The sequence below is a fragment of the Nocardioides lijunqiniae genome (genome assembly GCF_015024225.1).
Taxonomy (GTDB): Bacteria; Actinomycetota; Actinomycetes; order Propionibacteriales; family Nocardioidaceae; genus Nocardioides; species Nocardioides lijunqiniae.
This window is the reverse complement of the sequence record NZ_JACJGM010000029.1, coordinates 74001-89796: the sequence shown is the minus strand read 5'-3', so window position 1 is coordinate 89796 and position 15796 is coordinate 74001. Positions and strand designations below refer to the sequence as shown.

At 72.3% G+C, this 15796-nt stretch carries 14 protein-coding genes; 10 read left to right on the top strand and 4 right to left on the bottom strand.

All coding sequences use genetic code 11. The features are described 5' to 3' along the window. Window positions 1–141: 141 nt before the first annotated feature. Window positions 142–1026, bottom strand: coding sequence for an EamA family transporter (locus IRQ30_RS17150; protein WP_193614189.1), 885 nt, complete (start codon window positions 1024–1026; stop codon window positions 142–144). Window positions 1027–1076: 50 nt separating this feature from the next. Between IRQ30_RS17150 and IRQ30_RS17145 the strand changes: the two genes are divergently transcribed. Next, window positions 1077–2153 (top strand): WD40/YVTN/BNR-like repeat-containing protein, encoded by a 1077-nt coding sequence (locus tag IRQ30_RS17145; RefSeq protein ID WP_193614198.1) that lies wholly within the window; start codon window positions 1077–1079, stop codon window positions 2151–2153. Window positions 2154–2168: 15 nt separating this feature from the next. Here IRQ30_RS17145 and IRQ30_RS17140 read toward each other — a convergent pair whose 3' ends face one another. Both IRQ30_RS17140 and IRQ30_RS17135 read right to left on the bottom strand, forming a co-directional pair. Continuing rightward, complete coding sequence (locus tag IRQ30_RS17140; protein ID WP_193614197.1) at window positions 2169–4751, bottom strand: glycoside hydrolase family 65 protein; 2583 nt, start codon at window positions 4749–4751, stop codon at window positions 2169–2171. Between the two features lie 26 nt (window positions 4752–4777). Next, the gene (locus tag IRQ30_RS17135) at window positions 4778–5518 is read right to left on the bottom strand and encodes an HAD family hydrolase (protein WP_193614188.1); all 741 of its coding nucleotides are present in this window, start codon (window positions 5516–5518) and stop codon (window positions 4778–4780) included. Window positions 5519–5602: 84 nt separating this feature from the next. Between IRQ30_RS17135 and ilvD the strand changes: the two genes are divergently transcribed. Genes ilvD through IRQ30_RS17110 form a run of 5 tightly spaced genes read left to right on the top strand, consistent with a single transcriptional unit; the run spans window position 5603 to window position 11174 of the window. Continuing rightward, window positions 5603–7291: a dihydroxy-acid dehydratase gene (gene ilvD / locus IRQ30_RS17130; RefSeq protein ID WP_193614187.1), complete on the top strand. Its 1689-nt coding sequence runs from the start codon at window positions 5603–5605 to the stop codon at window positions 7289–7291. 12 nt (window positions 7292–7303) lie between these two features. Beyond that, a complete protein-coding gene (locus IRQ30_RS17125) occupies window positions 7304–7876 on the top strand; it encodes a pyridoxamine 5'-phosphate oxidase family protein (protein WP_193614186.1) in 573 nt (190 codons plus the stop codon). A gap of 4 nt (window positions 7877–7880) precedes the next feature. Further along, window positions 7881–8906 (top strand): hypothetical protein, encoded by a 1026-nt coding sequence (locus IRQ30_RS17120; RefSeq protein WP_193614185.1) that lies wholly within the window; start codon window positions 7881–7883, stop codon window positions 8904–8906. Between the two features lie 35 nt (window positions 8907–8941). Further along, window positions 8942–10156: an aminotransferase class V-fold PLP-dependent enzyme gene (locus IRQ30_RS17115; protein WP_193614184.1), complete on the top strand. Its 1215-nt coding sequence runs from the start codon at window positions 8942–8944 to the stop codon at window positions 10154–10156. Window positions 10157–10160: 4 nt separating this feature from the next. After that, window positions 10161–11174, top strand: coding sequence for a S66 family peptidase (locus IRQ30_RS17110; protein ID WP_193614183.1), 1014 nt, complete (start codon window positions 10161–10163; stop codon window positions 11172–11174). 27 nt (window positions 11175–11201) lie between these two features. Here IRQ30_RS17110 and IRQ30_RS17105 read toward each other — a convergent pair whose 3' ends face one another. After that, complete coding sequence (locus IRQ30_RS17105; RefSeq protein ID WP_193614182.1) at window positions 11202–11543, bottom strand: UBP-type zinc finger domain-containing protein; 342 nt, start codon at window positions 11541–11543, stop codon at window positions 11202–11204. Between the two features lie 571 nt (window positions 11544–12114). Here IRQ30_RS17105 and IRQ30_RS17100 point away from each other — a divergent pair. From IRQ30_RS17100 to ilvN, 4 genes are all read left to right on the top strand, one after another. Beyond that, complete coding sequence (locus IRQ30_RS17100) at window positions 12115–12531, top strand: VOC family protein (RefSeq protein WP_193614181.1); 417 nt, start codon at window positions 12115–12117, stop codon at window positions 12529–12531. Continuing rightward, entirely contained in the window at window positions 12528–13226 is a 699-nt protein-coding gene (locus IRQ30_RS17095) for a 4a-hydroxytetrahydrobiopterin dehydratase (protein ID WP_193614180.1), read from the top strand. The genes IRQ30_RS17100 and IRQ30_RS17095 overlap by 4 nt, the downstream gene beginning before the upstream one ends. A gap of 248 nt (window positions 13227–13474) precedes the next feature. Continuing rightward, window positions 13475–15217, top strand: a complete 1743-nt coding sequence (locus IRQ30_RS17090; protein WP_420827614.1) for an acetolactate synthase large subunit — start codon at window positions 13475–13477, stop codon at window positions 15215–15217. After that, window positions 15217–15759 carry an acetolactate synthase small subunit gene (ilvN, locus tag IRQ30_RS17085; RefSeq protein ID WP_193610185.1) on the top strand — a complete coding sequence of 181 codons (543 nt, stop codon included), beginning with the start codon at window positions 15217–15219 and terminating at the stop codon, window positions 15757–15759. The genes IRQ30_RS17090 and ilvN overlap by 1 nt, the downstream gene beginning before the upstream one ends. Window positions 15760–15796: the final 37 nt, after the last annotated feature.

Here is a 15796-nt window from a genome sequence, read left to right as displayed (position 1 = left end):
CCGAGGGTCGGCGCTCGTCGCTGGCGCTCCTCACTGCTCGACCACCGGGGGTGTGGTTTCGAGGCTCGCTGGCGCTCGCACCTCAACCACCGGACATCGGCGCTCGTCGCGGGCGCTCCTCACGCTCGACCACCGAACGCGTCAGTCGGGCACCGGCTCCGCGATGGTGGAGCCGGAGCGGGTGGCGCCGATGCTGGCGGCGACGACGCAGGCCATGGCGAGGAGCTGGACGGGGGAGAGGAGCTCGTGGAGGACGACGAGGCCGGCGAGGGCGGCGGCGGCGGGCTCCAGGCTCATCAGGATGCCGAAGACCGCGGGGCGCAGCGAGCGGAGGGCGACCAGCTCGCAGGTGTAGGGGATGACCGAGCTGAGGAGGCCGACCGCGGCGCCGATCAGCAGGATGCGCGGGTCCGCGAGCGTCGAGCCGCCGGCGTCCAGTGCGAAGGGGAGCAGCAGGGCGGTCGCGACGATGCTGGCCAGGGTCAGCCCGTCGAAGCCGGGCCAGCGCCGGCCGGTGGAGGCGCTGAGCAGGATGTAGGAGCCCCAGGCGACGCCCGCGAGGAGCGCGTAGAGCACGCCGGCGACCGACAGGTCGGTGCGCTCGAAGCCCAGGAGCAGGACGCCCACGGCCGCCAGACCGACCCAGACCAGGTCGCGCGCCCGCCTCGAGCCCAGCACGGCGAGCGTCAGCGGCCCGACGAACTCGATCGTCACCGCGATCCCGAGCGGGATCCGCGAGAAGGACTGGTAGATCGCCCAGTTCATGACGCCCAGGCTGAGCCCGAAGCCGAGCACCACCTGCCAGTCCTGGCGCGACCGGCCGCGCAGGGTGGGCCGGGCCAGCAGCCACAGGATGATCGAGCTGGTGGCGAGCCGCAGGAACACGATGGCCGTCGGCGAGATCTCGTCGAAGAGGCTCTTGGCGACGCCGGCGCCCAGCTGCACGGACAGGATGCCGACCAGCACCAGCCAGATCGGCGAGACCACGAGACCGCGTGGCCGCACCGATGAGTTGGGACTGGTCACCGGGTCAATCTAGGAGAAGAGTGAGGTCGGTCGAGACGAGGGAGTCGCAGATGGGCACGGTGCTGATGGTCGGGACCCGCAAGGGCCTGTGGATCGGGAGGTCCGACGACGAGCGCGCGGACTGGGAGTTCACCGGTCCCCACCAGGACATGGAGGAGGTCTACTCCTGCATGGTCGACGTCCGGGGCGACGCGCCCCGGCTCTACTCCGGCGCCTCGTCGACGTGGCTCGGGCCGCAGGTGCGCTGGTCCGACGACCTCGGCGCGACGTGGCAGGAGGGCTCCGGCGTCCGCTTCCCCGAGGGCTACGACGCCTCGGTCGAGCGGGTCTGGCAGCTGGCCCCCGGCAGCGAGCCCGGCGTGGTCTGGGCCGGCACCGAGCCCGGCGCGGTGTGGCGCTCGGTGGACCACGGCCGCACCTTTGCGCTCGAGGAGGCCCTGTGGAACCACCCGCAGCGCCCGGAGTGGGGCGCCGGCTTCGGCGGCCAGGCCTTCCACACGATCCTGCCGCACCCGGCCGACGCCGACTCGGTGACGGTGGCCATCTCCACCGGCGGCGTCTACCAGACCACCGACGGCGGCGGCTCGTGGACCGCGCGCAACCAGGGCATCCGTGCGGAGTTCCTGCCCGAGGGGGAGCAGTACCCCGAGTTCGGGCAGTGCGTGCACAAGGTGACCCGGCACCCCTCCCGTCCCGAGCGGCTGTACCTGCAGAACCACGGCGGCGTCTACCGCTCCGACGACGAGGGCGGCAGCTGGGACTACATCGGCGACGGCCTGCCCTCCGACTTCGGCTTCCCGGTCGTGGTGCACCCGCACGAGCCGGACACGATCTTCGTGTTCCCGATCGGCGCCGGCGACGGCCGCTACCCGCCCGAGGCCAAGGCGCGGGTCCACCGCTCCCGCGACGCCGGCGACACCTGGGAGGAGCTGGGCGACGGCTTGCCCAACGACTTCTACGTCGGCGTGATGCGCGACGCGATGACCGCCGACGCCCACGACTCCGCGGGCCTGTACGTCGGAGCGCGCAACGGCGCCGTGTGGGGCTCCGCCGACGCGGGGGAGACCTGGCGGCAGCTGGTGTGCAACCTGCCCGACGTGCTGGTGGTGCGCGCCGCGAAGGTGTGAGCCCTCAGGCCCGGCTCACTCCTGCGGGACGTGCGGTCCCATGGGCGGCGGGTCCGGCGGCAGGTAGGTCTCGTCGCTCTCCTCGCCGAAGTCGATCGGGTCCGGCACGCCGGCGGTGATCTGCGTGCCGTCAGCCCGGTGCCCGCCGACCAGCGGCCGGTAGCCGAGGTCGCCGTCGATCCGGTCGCCGTGGCCGTCCAGCTCGACCTCCAGCGGGTGGCCCGGCCGGACGACGTGCTGGGTGCCGCGCAGGCGCAGCACGACGCGTCCCTCCTGCGTGACGGGCAGCCCGTCGCGGTCGTCGGTGACCTCCTCGCCCGGCTCGGTGTTGGGGCCGTCGACGGTCACGCGGAAGTGCTCGGCCGTGACCTCGACGCGCATCCGGCAGCCGCGCCAGGTGAGGGGGAAGCGCAGGGCGTCCCAGCCGTCGGGCAGCCGCGGGTCGAAGGTGAGCTCGGCGCCGTACGCGCGCATGCCCGCGAACCCGAACACCAGCGCGCTCCACACCCCGCCCGCGGACGCCACGTGCATCCCGTCGACGGTGTTGCCGTGGAGGTTGGCCAGGTCGACGTAGAGCGCCGAGCGGAAGTAGCCGAGCGCCTCGTCGTGGTAGCCCACCTCGGCGGCCATGATGGCCTGCGCCACGGCGGACAGCGTCGAGTCGCCGGTGGTGATGGGGTCGTAGTACTCGAAGTCGGCCCGCTTCTCCTCGGGGGTGAAGCGGTCGCCGTGCAGGAACAGTGCCATCACGACGTCGGCCTGCTTGAGCACCTGGAACCGGTAGATCACCAGCGGGTGGTAGTGCAGCATCAGCGGCCGGTTCTCCTCCGGGGTGCGGGAGAGGTCCCACACCTCGCGGTCGAGGAAGAAGTCGTCCTGCGGGTGGATGCCGAGGCCCTCGTCGAAGGGGATGTGCATCCCGACGGCGCACGCGCGCCACTCCTCGATCTCCTCCGGGCTCACGCGCAGGCGGTGCACGAGCTGGGAGTACTCCACCGGGTGGTGGTCGCGGATCAGCTCCACGGTCGCGACGGCCTGCTCGAGGTTGAAGCGGGCCATCACGTTGGTGAACAGGTTGTTGTTGACGACGGTCGTGTACTCGTCCGGCCCGGTGACCCCGTGGATGTGGAACGAGCGGTCGCCGTTGCTGCGCCAGAAGCCGAGGTCGGCCCACATGCGGGCGGTCTCGACCAGCACGTCGACCCCGTCGCGCAGCAGGAAGCCGAGGTCGCCGGAGCCGGCGACGTACTGCATGAGGGCGTAGACGATGTCGGCGTCGATGTGGACCTGCGCGCTGCCGGCGGCGTAGTAGGCGGAGGCCTCCTCGCCGTTGATCGTGCGCCAGGGGTAGAGCGCGCCGCTCTGGGCCATCTCGCGGGCCCGGGTGCGCGCGGCCGGCAGCATGCGCGTGCGGAAGTGCATCAGGTTGCGGGCCAGGTGGGGCTGCGTGTAGGTCAGGAACGGCGCGACGTAGATCTCGGAGTCCCAGAAGTAGTGGCCCTCGTAGCCCGAGCCGGTCACGCCCTTGGCCGGGACGCCCTGCTGGTCGGCCCGCGCGCTCGCCTGGGCGAGCGTGAAGAGGTTGAAGCGGATGCCCTGCTGCTGGGCGTCGTCCCCCGGCACCTCCACGTCGGCGTGGCGCCAGAAGCGGTCGTACCAGTCGCGCTGCTCGTCGTGGTAGTGCTCGATGCCGTGGCGCCCGACGCGGTCGAGCGTGCGGTCGCAGCGGTCGGACAGCTCGGCGACGGGCACGCCGCGGGAGGTGTGGTAGGCCACGACCTTCTCGAGACGGACGGTACGGCCCTCGGTGGCCTCGACGCGGATGACCATCTTGGTGAGGTCCTCGTGCTCGCGCACGACCACCTCGTGCTCGTCCTCGGTCGTGAGGTGGTGGTCGGCCGCGACGGCGATGGTCATCTGCGAGTTGGCGCAGCGGTAGCCGAGCATCATCCGGTCCTCGCGGGCGTAGTGGCCCTCGGGCATCAGCACCCGGCCCTCGAACGCCGCCGCCTTGCGCGGGTCGCCCGACTCGCCCATCGCGGCCTCGGGGACGTGGTACTCGTCCTCGCCGTCCTGGCGGTTGAGCACCTGCGAGGAGATGACCAGGGGCGCGTCGCCCTCCAGCATCGTGACCTCGAAGGTCATGATCGCGAGGTGGCGCTGGGTCATGGAGACCATGCGGGTGGAGTCGATGCGCACGCGCTTGCCCGACGGCGTGCGCCACACCAGGCTGCGGCGCAGGACGCCGTCGCGGAAGTCCAGGCTGCGCTCGTAGTGCTCGAGGTCGGCCGTGCCGAGGATGAGCGGCTCGTCGTCGACGTAGAGCTTGAGCAGCTTGGCGTCGGGCGCGTTGACGATGGTCTGTCCGGTGCGGGCGAAGCCGAACGCCGTCTCGGCGTGGCGGATCGGCCAGGTCTCGTGGAAGCCGTTGACGAAGGTCCCGTGGGCGAAGGCGTCGCGGCCCTCCTCGGGGTTGGCGCGCATGCCGAGGTAGCCGTTGGCCACCGTGAAGAGCGTCTCGGTGACCCCGAGGTCGTCGGGGCGGTAGGCGCACTCGACGAGCCGCCACGGGTCCGCGGGGAAGCGGCCGCGGTCCATGGGATCCGCAGCCACCGGGGTGCGGCTCACGGGAGGGTCTCCGCGAGGTCAGAGACGACGAGGTCCGCGCCGGCCTCGGTGAGGGTCTCGTGGCCGGCGCCGCGGTCGACGCCGATCACCAGCCCGAAGCTGCCCGCACGACCGGCGCGCACGCCGGACACCGCGTCCTCCAGGACGACCGAGGTCGCGGCCGTGGCGCCCAGCACCTCGGCGGCGTGCAGGAACGTGTCGGGCGCCGGCTTGCCGGCGAGGCCCAGCTCCTTGGCCACCCTGCCGTCGACGACGGTCTGGAAGCGGTCGGACAGCCCGGCCGTCTCGAGGACCGACGGGGCGTTGGCCGAGGACGAGACCACCGCCAGGGGCAGGCCGAGCTGCCGCAGGTGGTCGAGCAGGGCCACCGAGCCGGGGTAGGCCGTGACGCCGTCGCGCTCGAGCACCACGTTGAAGGCGTCGTTCTTGCGGTTGCCGAGGCCCTTGACGGTCTCCTCGGTGCCGGCGTCGTCGTCGCTGCCCTCGGGGAGCTCGATGCCGCGCGAGGCGAGGAAGTCGCGCACGCCGTCGTAGCGGGGCTTGCCGTCGACGTGGGCGAAGTAGTCGGCGTCGGTGTAGGGAGCGGTGTCGCCGCTGCCGGACCAGGACTCCAGGAAGCCGTTGAACATCTCGGCCCAGGCCCGCATGTGGACCTCGGCCGTGGGGGTCACCACGCCGTCCAGGTCGAACAGGATCGCGTCGAAGTCGGTCCACGGGACGGCGGAGGCGGAGGTCATGGGTCCAGCGTAGGGAGTGCGGCCCCGCATCCCCGCCTCGAGACCGCCCGCCGTGTCGTGCGCCACGCCGATAGGCTCGTGGCCATGAGCGACGAGTCCCCGCAGCACGACCTCAAGCCCCGCTCCCGCGACGTCACCGACGGCCTGGAGAAGGCCGCCTCCCGCGGCATGCTCCGAGCGGTGGGCATGGGCGACGACGACTGGGAGAAGCCCCAGATAGGCGTCGCGTCCAGCTGGAACGAGATCACGCCCTGCAACCTCTCGCTCGACCGCCTCGCCAAGGCCGTCAAGAACGGCGTGCACGCCGCCGGCGGCTACCCGCTGGAGTTCGGCACGATCTCGGTGTCCGACGGCATCTCGATGGGTCACGAGGGGATGCACTTCTCGCTGGTCTCGCGCGAGGTCATCGCCGACTCGGTCGAGACCGTGATGATGGCCGAGCGCCTCGACGGCTCGGTGCTGCTCGCCGGCTGCGACAAGTCGCTGCCCGGCATGCTCATGGCCGCCGCCCGCCTCGACCTCGCCAGCGTCTTCCTCTACGCCGGCTCGATCATGCCGGGCCAGGTCGACGGCAAGGACGTCACGATCATCGACGCCTTCGAGGCCGTCGGCGCCTGCCTCGCGGGCAAGATGTCGCGCGAGCAGGTCGACAAGATCGAGCGCGCCATCTGTCCCGGCGAGGGCGCCTGCGGCGGCATGTACACCGCCAACACGATGGCGGCCGTCGGCGAGGCCCTCGGCATGTCCCTGCCTGGCTCGGCCGCCCCGCCGGCCGTCGACCGTCGCCGCGACGGGTTCGCCCACCGCTCCGGCGAGGCCGTCGTCGGCATGCTGCGCCGCGGCATCACCGCGCGCCAGATCATGACCAAGGAGGCGTTCGAGAACGCCATCACCGTCGTCATGGCCCTCGGCGGCTCCACCAACGCCGTCCTGCACCTGCTGGCCATCGCCCGTGAGGCCGAGGTCGACCTGACCCTCGACGACTTCAACCGCATCGGTGACAAGGTGCCGCACCTCGGCGACCTCAAGCCGTTCGGCAAGTACGTCATGAACGACGTCGACAAGGTCGGCGGCATCCCGATGGTGATGAAGGCGCTGCTGGACGCCGGCCTGATGCACGGCGACTGCCTGACCGTCACCGGCCGCACCATGGCCGAGAACCTCGCCGACATCGCGCCTCCCGAGGTCGACGACGACGTGATCCGCAAGCTCGACCGGCCCATCCACCGCACCGGTGGCCTGACGATCCTCAAGGGCTCGCTGGCCCCCGAGGGCGCCGTCGTCAAGAGCGCCGGCTTCGACGACTCGGTGTTCACCGGCACGGCGCGCGTCTTCGACGGCGAGCGCGCCGCCATGGACGCCCTTGCCGCCGGCCAGATCAAGGCCAAGGACGTCGTCGTCATCCGCTACGAGGGCCCCAAGGGCGGTCCGGGCATGCGCGAGATGCTCGCCATCACCGGCGCCATCAAGGGTGCCGGCCTCGGCAAGGACGTCCTGCTGCTCACCGACGGCCGCTTCTCCGGCGGCACGACCGGGCTGTGCGTCGGCCACGTCGCTCCGGAGGCCGTCGACGGCGGTCCGATCGCCTACGTGCGTGACGGCGACCAGATCACGCTCGACGTGCTCAACCGCACCCTGGACGTCGAGATCGACGGTGACTGGGAGGACCGCAAGGTCGGCTGGGAGCCGCTGCCGCCCAAGTACACCCGCGGGGTGCTCGGCAAGTACGCCAAGGTCGTCCAGTCGGCGGCCCACGGCGCCGTCACGTCCTGATGGGGCGCTGAGGTGGGCAAGGTCCACGACGGGATCGCCGGCCGGGTCCGCGAGTTCGTCGAGCGGCAGCCGGTGTTCTTCGTGGCCACCGCGCCCTCGGGCGACGACGGCCACGTCAACGTCTCTCCCAAGGGCCTGGCCGACACGTTCGTGGTCGTCGACGAGCACACGGTGGCCTACCTCGACCTCACCGCGAGCGGGGCCGAGACGATCGCGCACCTGCGCCAGAACGGGCGGGTGACCGTGATGTTCTGCTCGTTCGAGGCCAAGCCCAACATCGTCCGGCTGCACGGACGCGGCCGGGTGGTGGGCCTCTACGACGACGACTACGCCGTGTGGGCCGCGCGCTTCCCGGCCAACCCCGCCGCCCGCGCGGTCATCGTGGTCGACGTCGAGCGGGTCAGCGACTCCTGCGGCTACTCGCTGCCGCTGATGTCGCTCGACGGCGAGCGCGACCTGCTCACCCCCAACATGGAGCGCCGCGGCGCCGACGGCGTCGTCGCCTACCGCCGCCTCAAGAACCGCGCCAGCATCGACGGGATCCCCGCCTTCGACGACGACCCCGAGCCGGTGTCCGGCGCGTGACGGCGTGACCGCGGGCCCCGACCGCAGCCGGCTGGTCCTGCTCCTCGTGGCCGCGCTGATGCTGGGCCTGATCGGCGTCGCCTGGGCGGCCGGGGGGTCCCCGGACGGCCCCGCGAGCGACCCTGCGAACGAGCCTGCGTCCGACGCCGAGCCGACCACGGCGCCCACGCCGAGCTCGACTCCCGACACCCCGGCGCCCTCGGCCCCGGCCACCCCGGTCGCGCCGCCACCGCCCGCCACCGCGGCCACCCTGCCGGGCGGCCGCACCCGCGTCTTCGGCGGCGGCCACTTCCTCGTCGCCTACTACGGCACCGCCGGCACCGGCTCGCTCGGGGTGCTGGGGGAGACGGGCCCCGACCAGGCGATCCGCCGCCTGCGGCGGGCGGCGCGTCCGTTCGCCCGGCCGGGCCGACCGGTGCAGCCGGTCTACGAGCTCATCGTCACCGTCGCGGACGGCGGACCGGGCCCCGACGGCGACTTCAGCCACGACATCGACCGCGCGGCGGTGCGCAGCTACGTGCGCGCCGCCCACCGCGACGGCGCGCTCCTGTTGCTCGACCTCCAGCCGGGCCGCTCCGACTTCCTGACGGTCGCGAAGCGGTGGGAGTGGGCGCTGCGCCAGCCCCACGTCGGCCTGGCCCTGGACCCGGAGTGGCGGATGAAGCGCCGCGAGCGGCCGGGGCAGGTCATCGGGTCGGTGCGCGCACGCGAGGTCAACCGGGTGTCCGCCTGGCTCTCGCAGCTGACCGCCACGCACCAGCTGCCCGAGAAGCTCTTCGTCCTCCACCAGTTCCGCACGTCCATGATCGAGGACGTCCGGCGGGTGCGGCCCCGGGCCGGCCTGGCGATGGTGCAGCACGTCGACGGGTTCGGCACGCGCACGCAGAAGCGGGCGACGTACGGCGCGGTGGCGCGGCCGAGCCAGTTCTCGATGGGCTTCAAGCTCTTCTACGACGAGGACGTCAACCGGATGGGTCCGCGCGAGGTCCACCGGCTGCGGCCGCGGGTGCGGTTCATCAGCTTCCAGTGAGCGGAGCCCCGAGGCCGGGCGATACCGTCGCGACCGTGCAGAACCCCACCGCCCCGACCGACCTCGACCGGCGCGACCCGCTGGCGTCGTACCGCGACCGCTTCATCGGTGCCGAGAGCCCGCTCGTCTACTTCGACGGCAACTCCCTCGGGCGCCCGCTGCGCGCGACCGGACCGCGGCTCGCGGAGTTCGTGGAGCAGGAGTGGGGCGGGCGGCTGATCCGGGGCTGGGACGAGCGCTGGTTCCTGCTACCCGAGGTGATCGGCGACGACCTCGGCCGCGTCGTGCTCGGGGCTGCCCCGGGACAGACGGTCGTCGGCGACTCCACCACGGTGCTCCTCTACAAGGCGATGCGCGCCGCCGTCGCGGCCCGGCCGGGTCGCACCGAGATCGTGATCGACCGCGACAACTTCCCCACCGACCGCTACGTCGCCGACGGCGTCGCGCGCGAGTGCGGGCTGACCCTGCGCTGGATCGAGGTCGACACCGCCGCCGGCGTCGAGGCCGACCAGCTCGCCGCCGTCGTCGGGCCGCAGACGGCGCTGGTGGTGCTCAGCCACGTCGCCTACCGCTCCGCGCACCTCGCCGACATGGCCGGGCTCACCGCGATCGCGCACGACGCCGGCGCGCTCGTGCTCTGGGACCTGAGCCACTCCGTCGGCTCGGTCCCGCTCCGCCTCGACGAGTGCCAGGCCGACTTCGCGGTCGGCTGCACCTACAAGTACCTCAACGGCGGCCCCGGCGCGCCGGCGTTCGTCTACGTCGCCGCGCGGCTGCTCGACGAGGTGAGTCAGCCGGTCCAGGGGTGGATGGGCGCGAGCGACCCGTTCCTCATGGGCCCGGAGTACCGCCCCGCCCCCGGCATCCGGCGGATGCTCAGCGGCACCCCGCCGGTGGTCGGCATGCTCGCGATGCAGGACATGCTCGCGCTGATCGAGGAGGTCGGGATGGACGCGGTGCGCGCCAAGTCGGTCGCCCTCACCGAGCACGCGATCCTGCTGGCCGACGAGCGGCTCCCGGGCGTCTCGGTCGCCTCGCCCCGCGAGGCCGACCGCCGTGGCGGTCACGTGACGCTCAACCACCCGGCGATGCGCGACGTGACCGCGGCGCTCTGGGCCGAGGACGTCATCCCCGACTACCGCGACCCCCACGGCCTGCGCCTCGGGCTCTCGCCGCTGTCCACGTCGTTCGCCGAGGTGGACGCCGGGCTGGAAAGCGTTCGACGCACCTTGGAGCGGCTGACAGCCTGAGTCCATGAGGTTCCCACCACCGCTCCGTCCCGGCGACCGCATCGGCGTCACCGCGCCGTCCAGCGGCGTCGGCCCCGACCTCCAGCCGCGGCTCGACGTGGCCGTCGCCTACCTGCGGCAGCGCGGCTACGACGTCGTCGTGGGGGAGTGCATGTCGGCCGAGGGCGTCACGTCGGCCCCGAAGGCCGCACGCGCCGCAGAGCTGACGGCGATGCTGACGGACCCGGCGATCGCCGCGGTCGTGCCGCCCTGGGGCGGAGAGCTCGCGATCGACCTGCTCGACGAGCTCGACTGGGACGCGCTCTCCGCGGCCGAGCCGACCTGGCTGGTCGGCTGGAGCGACCTGTCGACCGTCATGCTGCCGATCACGCTGCGCCTCGGCTGGGCGAGCCTGCACAGCCTCAACCTGATGGACACGCCGTACGACCCGGCGCCCGGGCTCGCCCACTGGCTCGACGTCGCGAGCACCACCGGCCCGGTGACGCAGTCCAGCCCCGGGCTCTACCGCGAGGGCTGGACCGACTACGTCGAGGAGCCCGAGGTCACCTCGATGGCGCTCGACCGCGAGGGCCCGTGGAAGGTCCTCGGAGGCGGCGGCGTCGACGTCAGCGGCATCCTGGTCGGCGGCTGCCTGGAGGTGCTGAGCCCGCTGGCCGGCACGCCGTACGGCGACGTGCCGGCGTTCGGCCGCGAGCACGCCGACGAAGGCCTGCTGGTCTACCTCGAGGCCTGCGAGGCGGAGGCGCCCGCCGTGGGTCGGATGCTGCACGGGCTCCGGCTGGCCGGGTGGTTCGACGAGGCCTCCGGCATCCTCATCGGCCGCACGGCGGCCCCGGACGCCAAGCGGATGACCCAGCAGGAGGCGGTGGCCGACGCGCTGGGCATGCTCGACCTGCCGGTCGTCATGGACCTGGAGTTCGGCCACGTGCAGCCGTTCCTGCCGCTGGTCAACGGCGCCAGCGCGCGCGTCGTCGCCGACGACCGCCGCCGGGAGATCACGCAGACCATCGGCGGCTGAGGGAGACCCCTCGACCCACCGGGCGGGTCAGTGCACGTGGTCCTGCCAGTCGGCGGGGACCCGACCCTGCGGTCCGGGCGCCGGCTGGTCCTCGGGGTGCGACGTCGGCGGCGCCAGCGCCGGACCCAGGAGGCCCACCTCGCGCTCGAAGTCCCAGAACCAGTCCTCGCCCGGCTCGAAGCTGGCCATGACCGGGTGACCGCTCTCGCGGAAGTGTGCGGTGGCGTGCTGCGACGGCGAGCTGTCGCAGCAGCCCACGTGGCCGCACTGCGCGCAGCGTCGCAGGTGGACCCACCAGCCACCTGCGGCGTCGCACTCGACGCAGCCGGTGCCGCTGGGAGGGACGGTGGGGTCGATGCCATCGGTCATGCACCGACCCTAAGCCTCGTGGCTGGGGTTGGCCCGCGCGCTAGCAGCCCGGGTCTCGGCGTCAAGGAGCTTCGCCCGCTTCGCGGCGCCCTTCGGGCGTCCTTGACTCCGAGCCTCTCCCGGGCTGCTAGGGCGGCGCACGGGCAGCGGCGGCTTCGCCGCGCCGCCCGCATAAGCGCGGGCCCTGCCTATCGGTCACCTACGTCGGCAGTTCGAGCCTCACGCCGACGTCTCCACGCTTGGCCGGCCTCATGCGGTGACCAACTGCCGACGCTGAGTGTCGGTGGACGCACCACCAGTCACACCAGCCCCACCAGGGGTGCCGCGCATTGCGCGGGCGGCGCGGGCGAAGCCCGTGTCGCCCCGTGCGCCGTCAAGCCGGTCGAGAGAGGCTCCGGGTCAAGGACGCCCGAAGGGCGCCGCGAAGCGGGCGCCGCAGGCGATCCTTGAGGCGGAGACGCGACCGGCTAAGCGCGCGGCACCCAGATCAGCCCCGAGACATGGCACCCCCTCAGCCCCGAGGCGGGTCGACAGCGGGCGGCGCTGAGCGACCTGTGGCAGGGTCCCTGAGGTGGACCAGCGCATCAGCTTCGTGACCCTGGCGGTCCGTGACCTCGACGCCTCCCGCGCCTTCTACCTGGGCGGGCTCGGCTGGCAGGCCGAGCTCGACGTGCCGGGGGAGGTGCTGATGATCCGCGTCGGCGAGCTCCTGGTGCTCTCGCTGTGGGACCGCGCGGCCTTCGAGGCCGAGGTCGGGCCGATCGCGGTCGGTGAGGGCGTGGCGCCGTTCGCGCTCGCCCACAACGTCGCCACCAAGGACGAGGTCGACGGGGTGCTCGAGACCGCCCGCGCGGCCGGCGCCGACCCGGTGCACGCGCCGTTCGAGCGGGAGTGGGGCGGCTACAGCGGTTACTTCGGCGACCCCGACGGGTATCGATGGGAGATCGCCTTCAACCCCGGACCGATAGGACAGGTGGTGCTGCCATGAGCGAGGACCAGAGCGATGACCAGCGCGACACGCAGGACGACGACCCGAGGCGGGTCCTCACCGGGCACGAGCTCGAGACCGAGCTGCTCGCCGACTGGCGGCTGCTCTTCTCCACGCTGCACGCCCGCTTCGAGACCGGCGACTTCGCGACGGGTGTGCGCCTGGTCGACGCCATCGGCGAGGCGGCCGAGGAGGCCGACCACCACCCCGACATCGACCTGACCTACCCACGGGTGACGGTCCGGCTCACGAGCCACGACGTCGGCGGGGTGACCAGCCGCGACGTCGCGCTGGCCCGCCGCATCAGCGACCTGGCCGGCAGCCTGGGGGCCACCCCCGAGCCGGCCGGGGTGTCGGTGCTCGAGCTGGGGCTGGACACCTGGGACGCCGACGAGATCAAGCCGTTCTGGATCGCCCTGCTGGGCTACGAGGCGACCGACGACGACGTCGAGCTCGTCGACCCCACCGGCACCCGACCGACGATCTGGTTCCAGGAGACCGAGCAGCACGAGACCCCTCGCCAGCGCTGGCACCTGGACCTGCGCATCCCGCCCGAGGAGGCCGACGGCCGCATCCGGGCCGCGCTCGCCGCCGGCGGGACCATGGTCAGCGACGCCGTCGCCCCGCGCTTCTGGGTGCTCGCCGACCCGCAGGGCAACCAGGCCTGCATCACGACCTGGATCGGCCGCTCCTGACGACGGCCGTTGGCCACATGCTGGGACCGGCGTCCCGCATCCTGGGACGCCTGCGACACTTGGCTGACGGCACGAGACCGCGGCGCTACGGTGGGTCCATGAACCTCGACCTCCTCGTACGCCCGGGACGCGCCCGCTGATCTCACGACCAGCCAGCGCGTCACCCCTCGTTGCCCCGGCAACCGAGGGGTTTTTTGTTGGGGCCACACCGCTAGCAGTGCCAGACCAGACGTAAGGAAGACCATCTGATGAGCGAGCACATGACAGGCGCGCAGAGCCTGATCAAGTCGCTGGAAGCAGCCGGCGCGGAGAACATCTTCGGCATCCCCGGCGGCGCGATCCTGCCGGCGTACGACCCGCTCATGGACTCCTCGATCCGTCACATCCTGGTGCGCCACGAGCAGGGCGCGGGCCACGCCGCCCAGGGCTACGCCTCGGCCACGGGCAAGGTCGGCGTCTGCATGGCGACGTCCGGACCCGGCGCGACCAACCTGGTGACGCCGATCGCCGACTCCCACATGGACTCGGTGCCGCTGGTCGCGATCACCGGTCAGGTGGGCGCCGCCTCGATCGGCACGGACGCCTTCCAGGAGGCCGACATCCGCGGCATCACGATGCCGATCACCAAGCACAACTTCCTGGTCACCGACCCCGCCGACATCCCGCGCACCGTCGCCGAGGCGTTCTACATCGCCTCGACCGGCCGACCCGGCCCGGTGCTCGTCGATGTCGCCAAGTCGGCGCTGCAGTCGATGACGACGTACGACTGGCCCACCGAGCTCCACCTGCCCGGCTACCGGCCCGTGACCCGCCCGCACGCCAAGCAGATCCGCGAGGCCGCCCGGCTGATCCTGGAGTCGCGCCGTCCGGTGCTCTACGTCGGCGGCGGCACCATCCGCTCGGGCGCCTCGAAGGAGCTGCGGCAGCTCGCCGAGCTGACCGGCATGCCGGTCGTCACCACCCTCATGGCGCGCGGCGCGTTCCCCGACAGCCACCCGCAGCACCTCGGCATGCCGGGCATGCACGGCACCGTCGCGGCGGTCGCCGGACTCCAGCGCAGCGACCTGATCATCAGCCTGGGCGCCCGCTTCGACGACCGCGTGACCGGCAACCTCGACTCGTTCGCCCCCGGCGCCAAGGTGATCCACGCCGACATCGACCCCGCCGAGATCGGCAAGAACCGCCACGCCGACGTCCCGATCGTGGGCGACGTCCGCGAGGTCATCGGCGACCTCGTCATCGCCCTCCAGGCGGAGGCGGACGCCGGCACCACCGGCGACTACGAGGGGTGGGTGGAGTTCCTCTCGGGCGTGAAGCGCACCTACCCGCTGGGCTACGACGAGCCCACCGACGGCGGTCTCTCGCCGCAGTACGTCATCGAGCGCCTGGGCGCGATCGCCGGTGAGGACGCGATCTACACCTCGGGCGTCGGCCAGCACCAGATGTGGGCCGCGCAGTTCGTGAAGTACGAGAAGCCGCGCACCTGGATCAACTCCGGCGGCCTCGGCACCATGGGCTTCGCGGTGCCGGGCGCGATGGGCGCCAAGGTCGGCTGCCCCGACACCACGGTGTGGGCCATCGACGGCGACGGCTGCTTCCAGATGACCAACCAGGAGCTGGCCACCTGCGCGATCAACGACATCCCGATCAAGGTCGCGATCATCAACAACGAGTCGCTCGGCATGGTGCGCCAGTGGCAGACGCTCTTCTACAACGAGCGCTACTCCAACACCGACCTCCACAGCAAGCGGATCCCTGACTTCGTCAAGCTCGCCGAGGCCTACGGCTGCGTCGGGCTCGCCTGCGACAGCCCCTCGGACGTCGACGCGACGATCACCAAGGCCATGGAGATCAACGACGTGCCGGTGGTCGTCGACTTCCGGGTCCACCGCGACGCCATGGTGTGGCCGATGGTCGCCGCCGGCACCAGCAACGACGAGATCAAGTACGCGCGCGACCTGGCGCCCCAGTTCGAGGAGGACGACCTCTGATGGCCGCCACCCACACCCTGTCGGTGCTCGTGGAGAACAAGCCCGGCGTGCTCGCCCGGATCGCCGGTCTCTTCAGCCGCCGTGGCTTCAACATCGACTCGCTCGCCGTGGGCCCCACCGAGCACGCCGAGATCTCGCGGATGACGATCGTCGTCAACGTCGACGAGTCCCCGCTGGAGCAGGTGACCAAGCAGCTCAACAAGCTGGTCGAGGTCATCAAGATCGTCGAGCTCGACCCCGACGCCTCGGTCAACCGCGAGCTGGTCCTGGTCAAGGTCGCCGCCACCGCGGAGACCCGCGGCCAGGTGCTCGACACCGTCCAGCTCTTCCGCGCGAAGGTCATCGACGTCGCCAGCGACGCGGTGACCATCCAGCTGGTCGGCAACTCCGCCAAGATCGGCGACTTCCTGCGCGTGCTCGAGCCCTTCGGGGTCCGCGAGCTCGTGCAGTCCGGCCAGGTCGCCATCGGCCGCGGCTCCCGCTCCATCTCCGAGCGCAGCCTGCGCCCGGTCGTCGTGCCTGCCCCGCCCGCCGCGGGCTGAGCGCCGTACCCCTATCTTCGAAGCGAAGACCCCACCA

Coding starts and splice junctions, on each gene's coding strand:
- ilvN (WP_193610185.1), top strand. CDS start 15,217: ATGGCCGCCACCCACACCCTGTCGGTGCTCGTGGAGAACAAGCCCGGC.
- IRQ30_RS17090 (WP_420827614.1), top strand. CDS start 13,475: ATGAGCGAGCACATGACAGGCGCGCAGAGCCTGATCAAGTCGCTGGAA.
- IRQ30_RS17105 (WP_193614182.1), bottom strand. CDS start 11,543: ATGACCGATGGCATCGACCCCACCGTCCCTCCCAGCGGCACCGGCTGC.
- IRQ30_RS17145 (WP_193614198.1), top strand. CDS start 1,077: ATGGGCACGGTGCTGATGGTCGGGACCCGCAAGGGCCTGTGGATCGGG.
- ilvD (WP_193614187.1), top strand. CDS start 5,603: ATGAGCGACGAGTCCCCGCAGCACGACCTCAAGCCCCGCTCCCGCGAC.
- IRQ30_RS17140 (WP_193614197.1), bottom strand. CDS start 4,751: ATGGACCGCGGCCGCTTCCCCGCGGACCCGTGGCGGCTCGTCGAGTGC.
- IRQ30_RS17135 (WP_193614188.1), bottom strand. CDS start 5,518: ATGACCTCCGCCTCCGCCGTCCCGTGGACCGACTTCGACGCGATCCTG.
- IRQ30_RS17095 (WP_193614180.1), top strand. CDS start 12,528: ATGAGCGAGGACCAGAGCGATGACCAGCGCGACACGCAGGACGACGAC.
- IRQ30_RS17110 (WP_193614183.1), top strand. CDS start 10,161: ATGAGGTTCCCACCACCGCTCCGTCCCGGCGACCGCATCGGCGTCACC.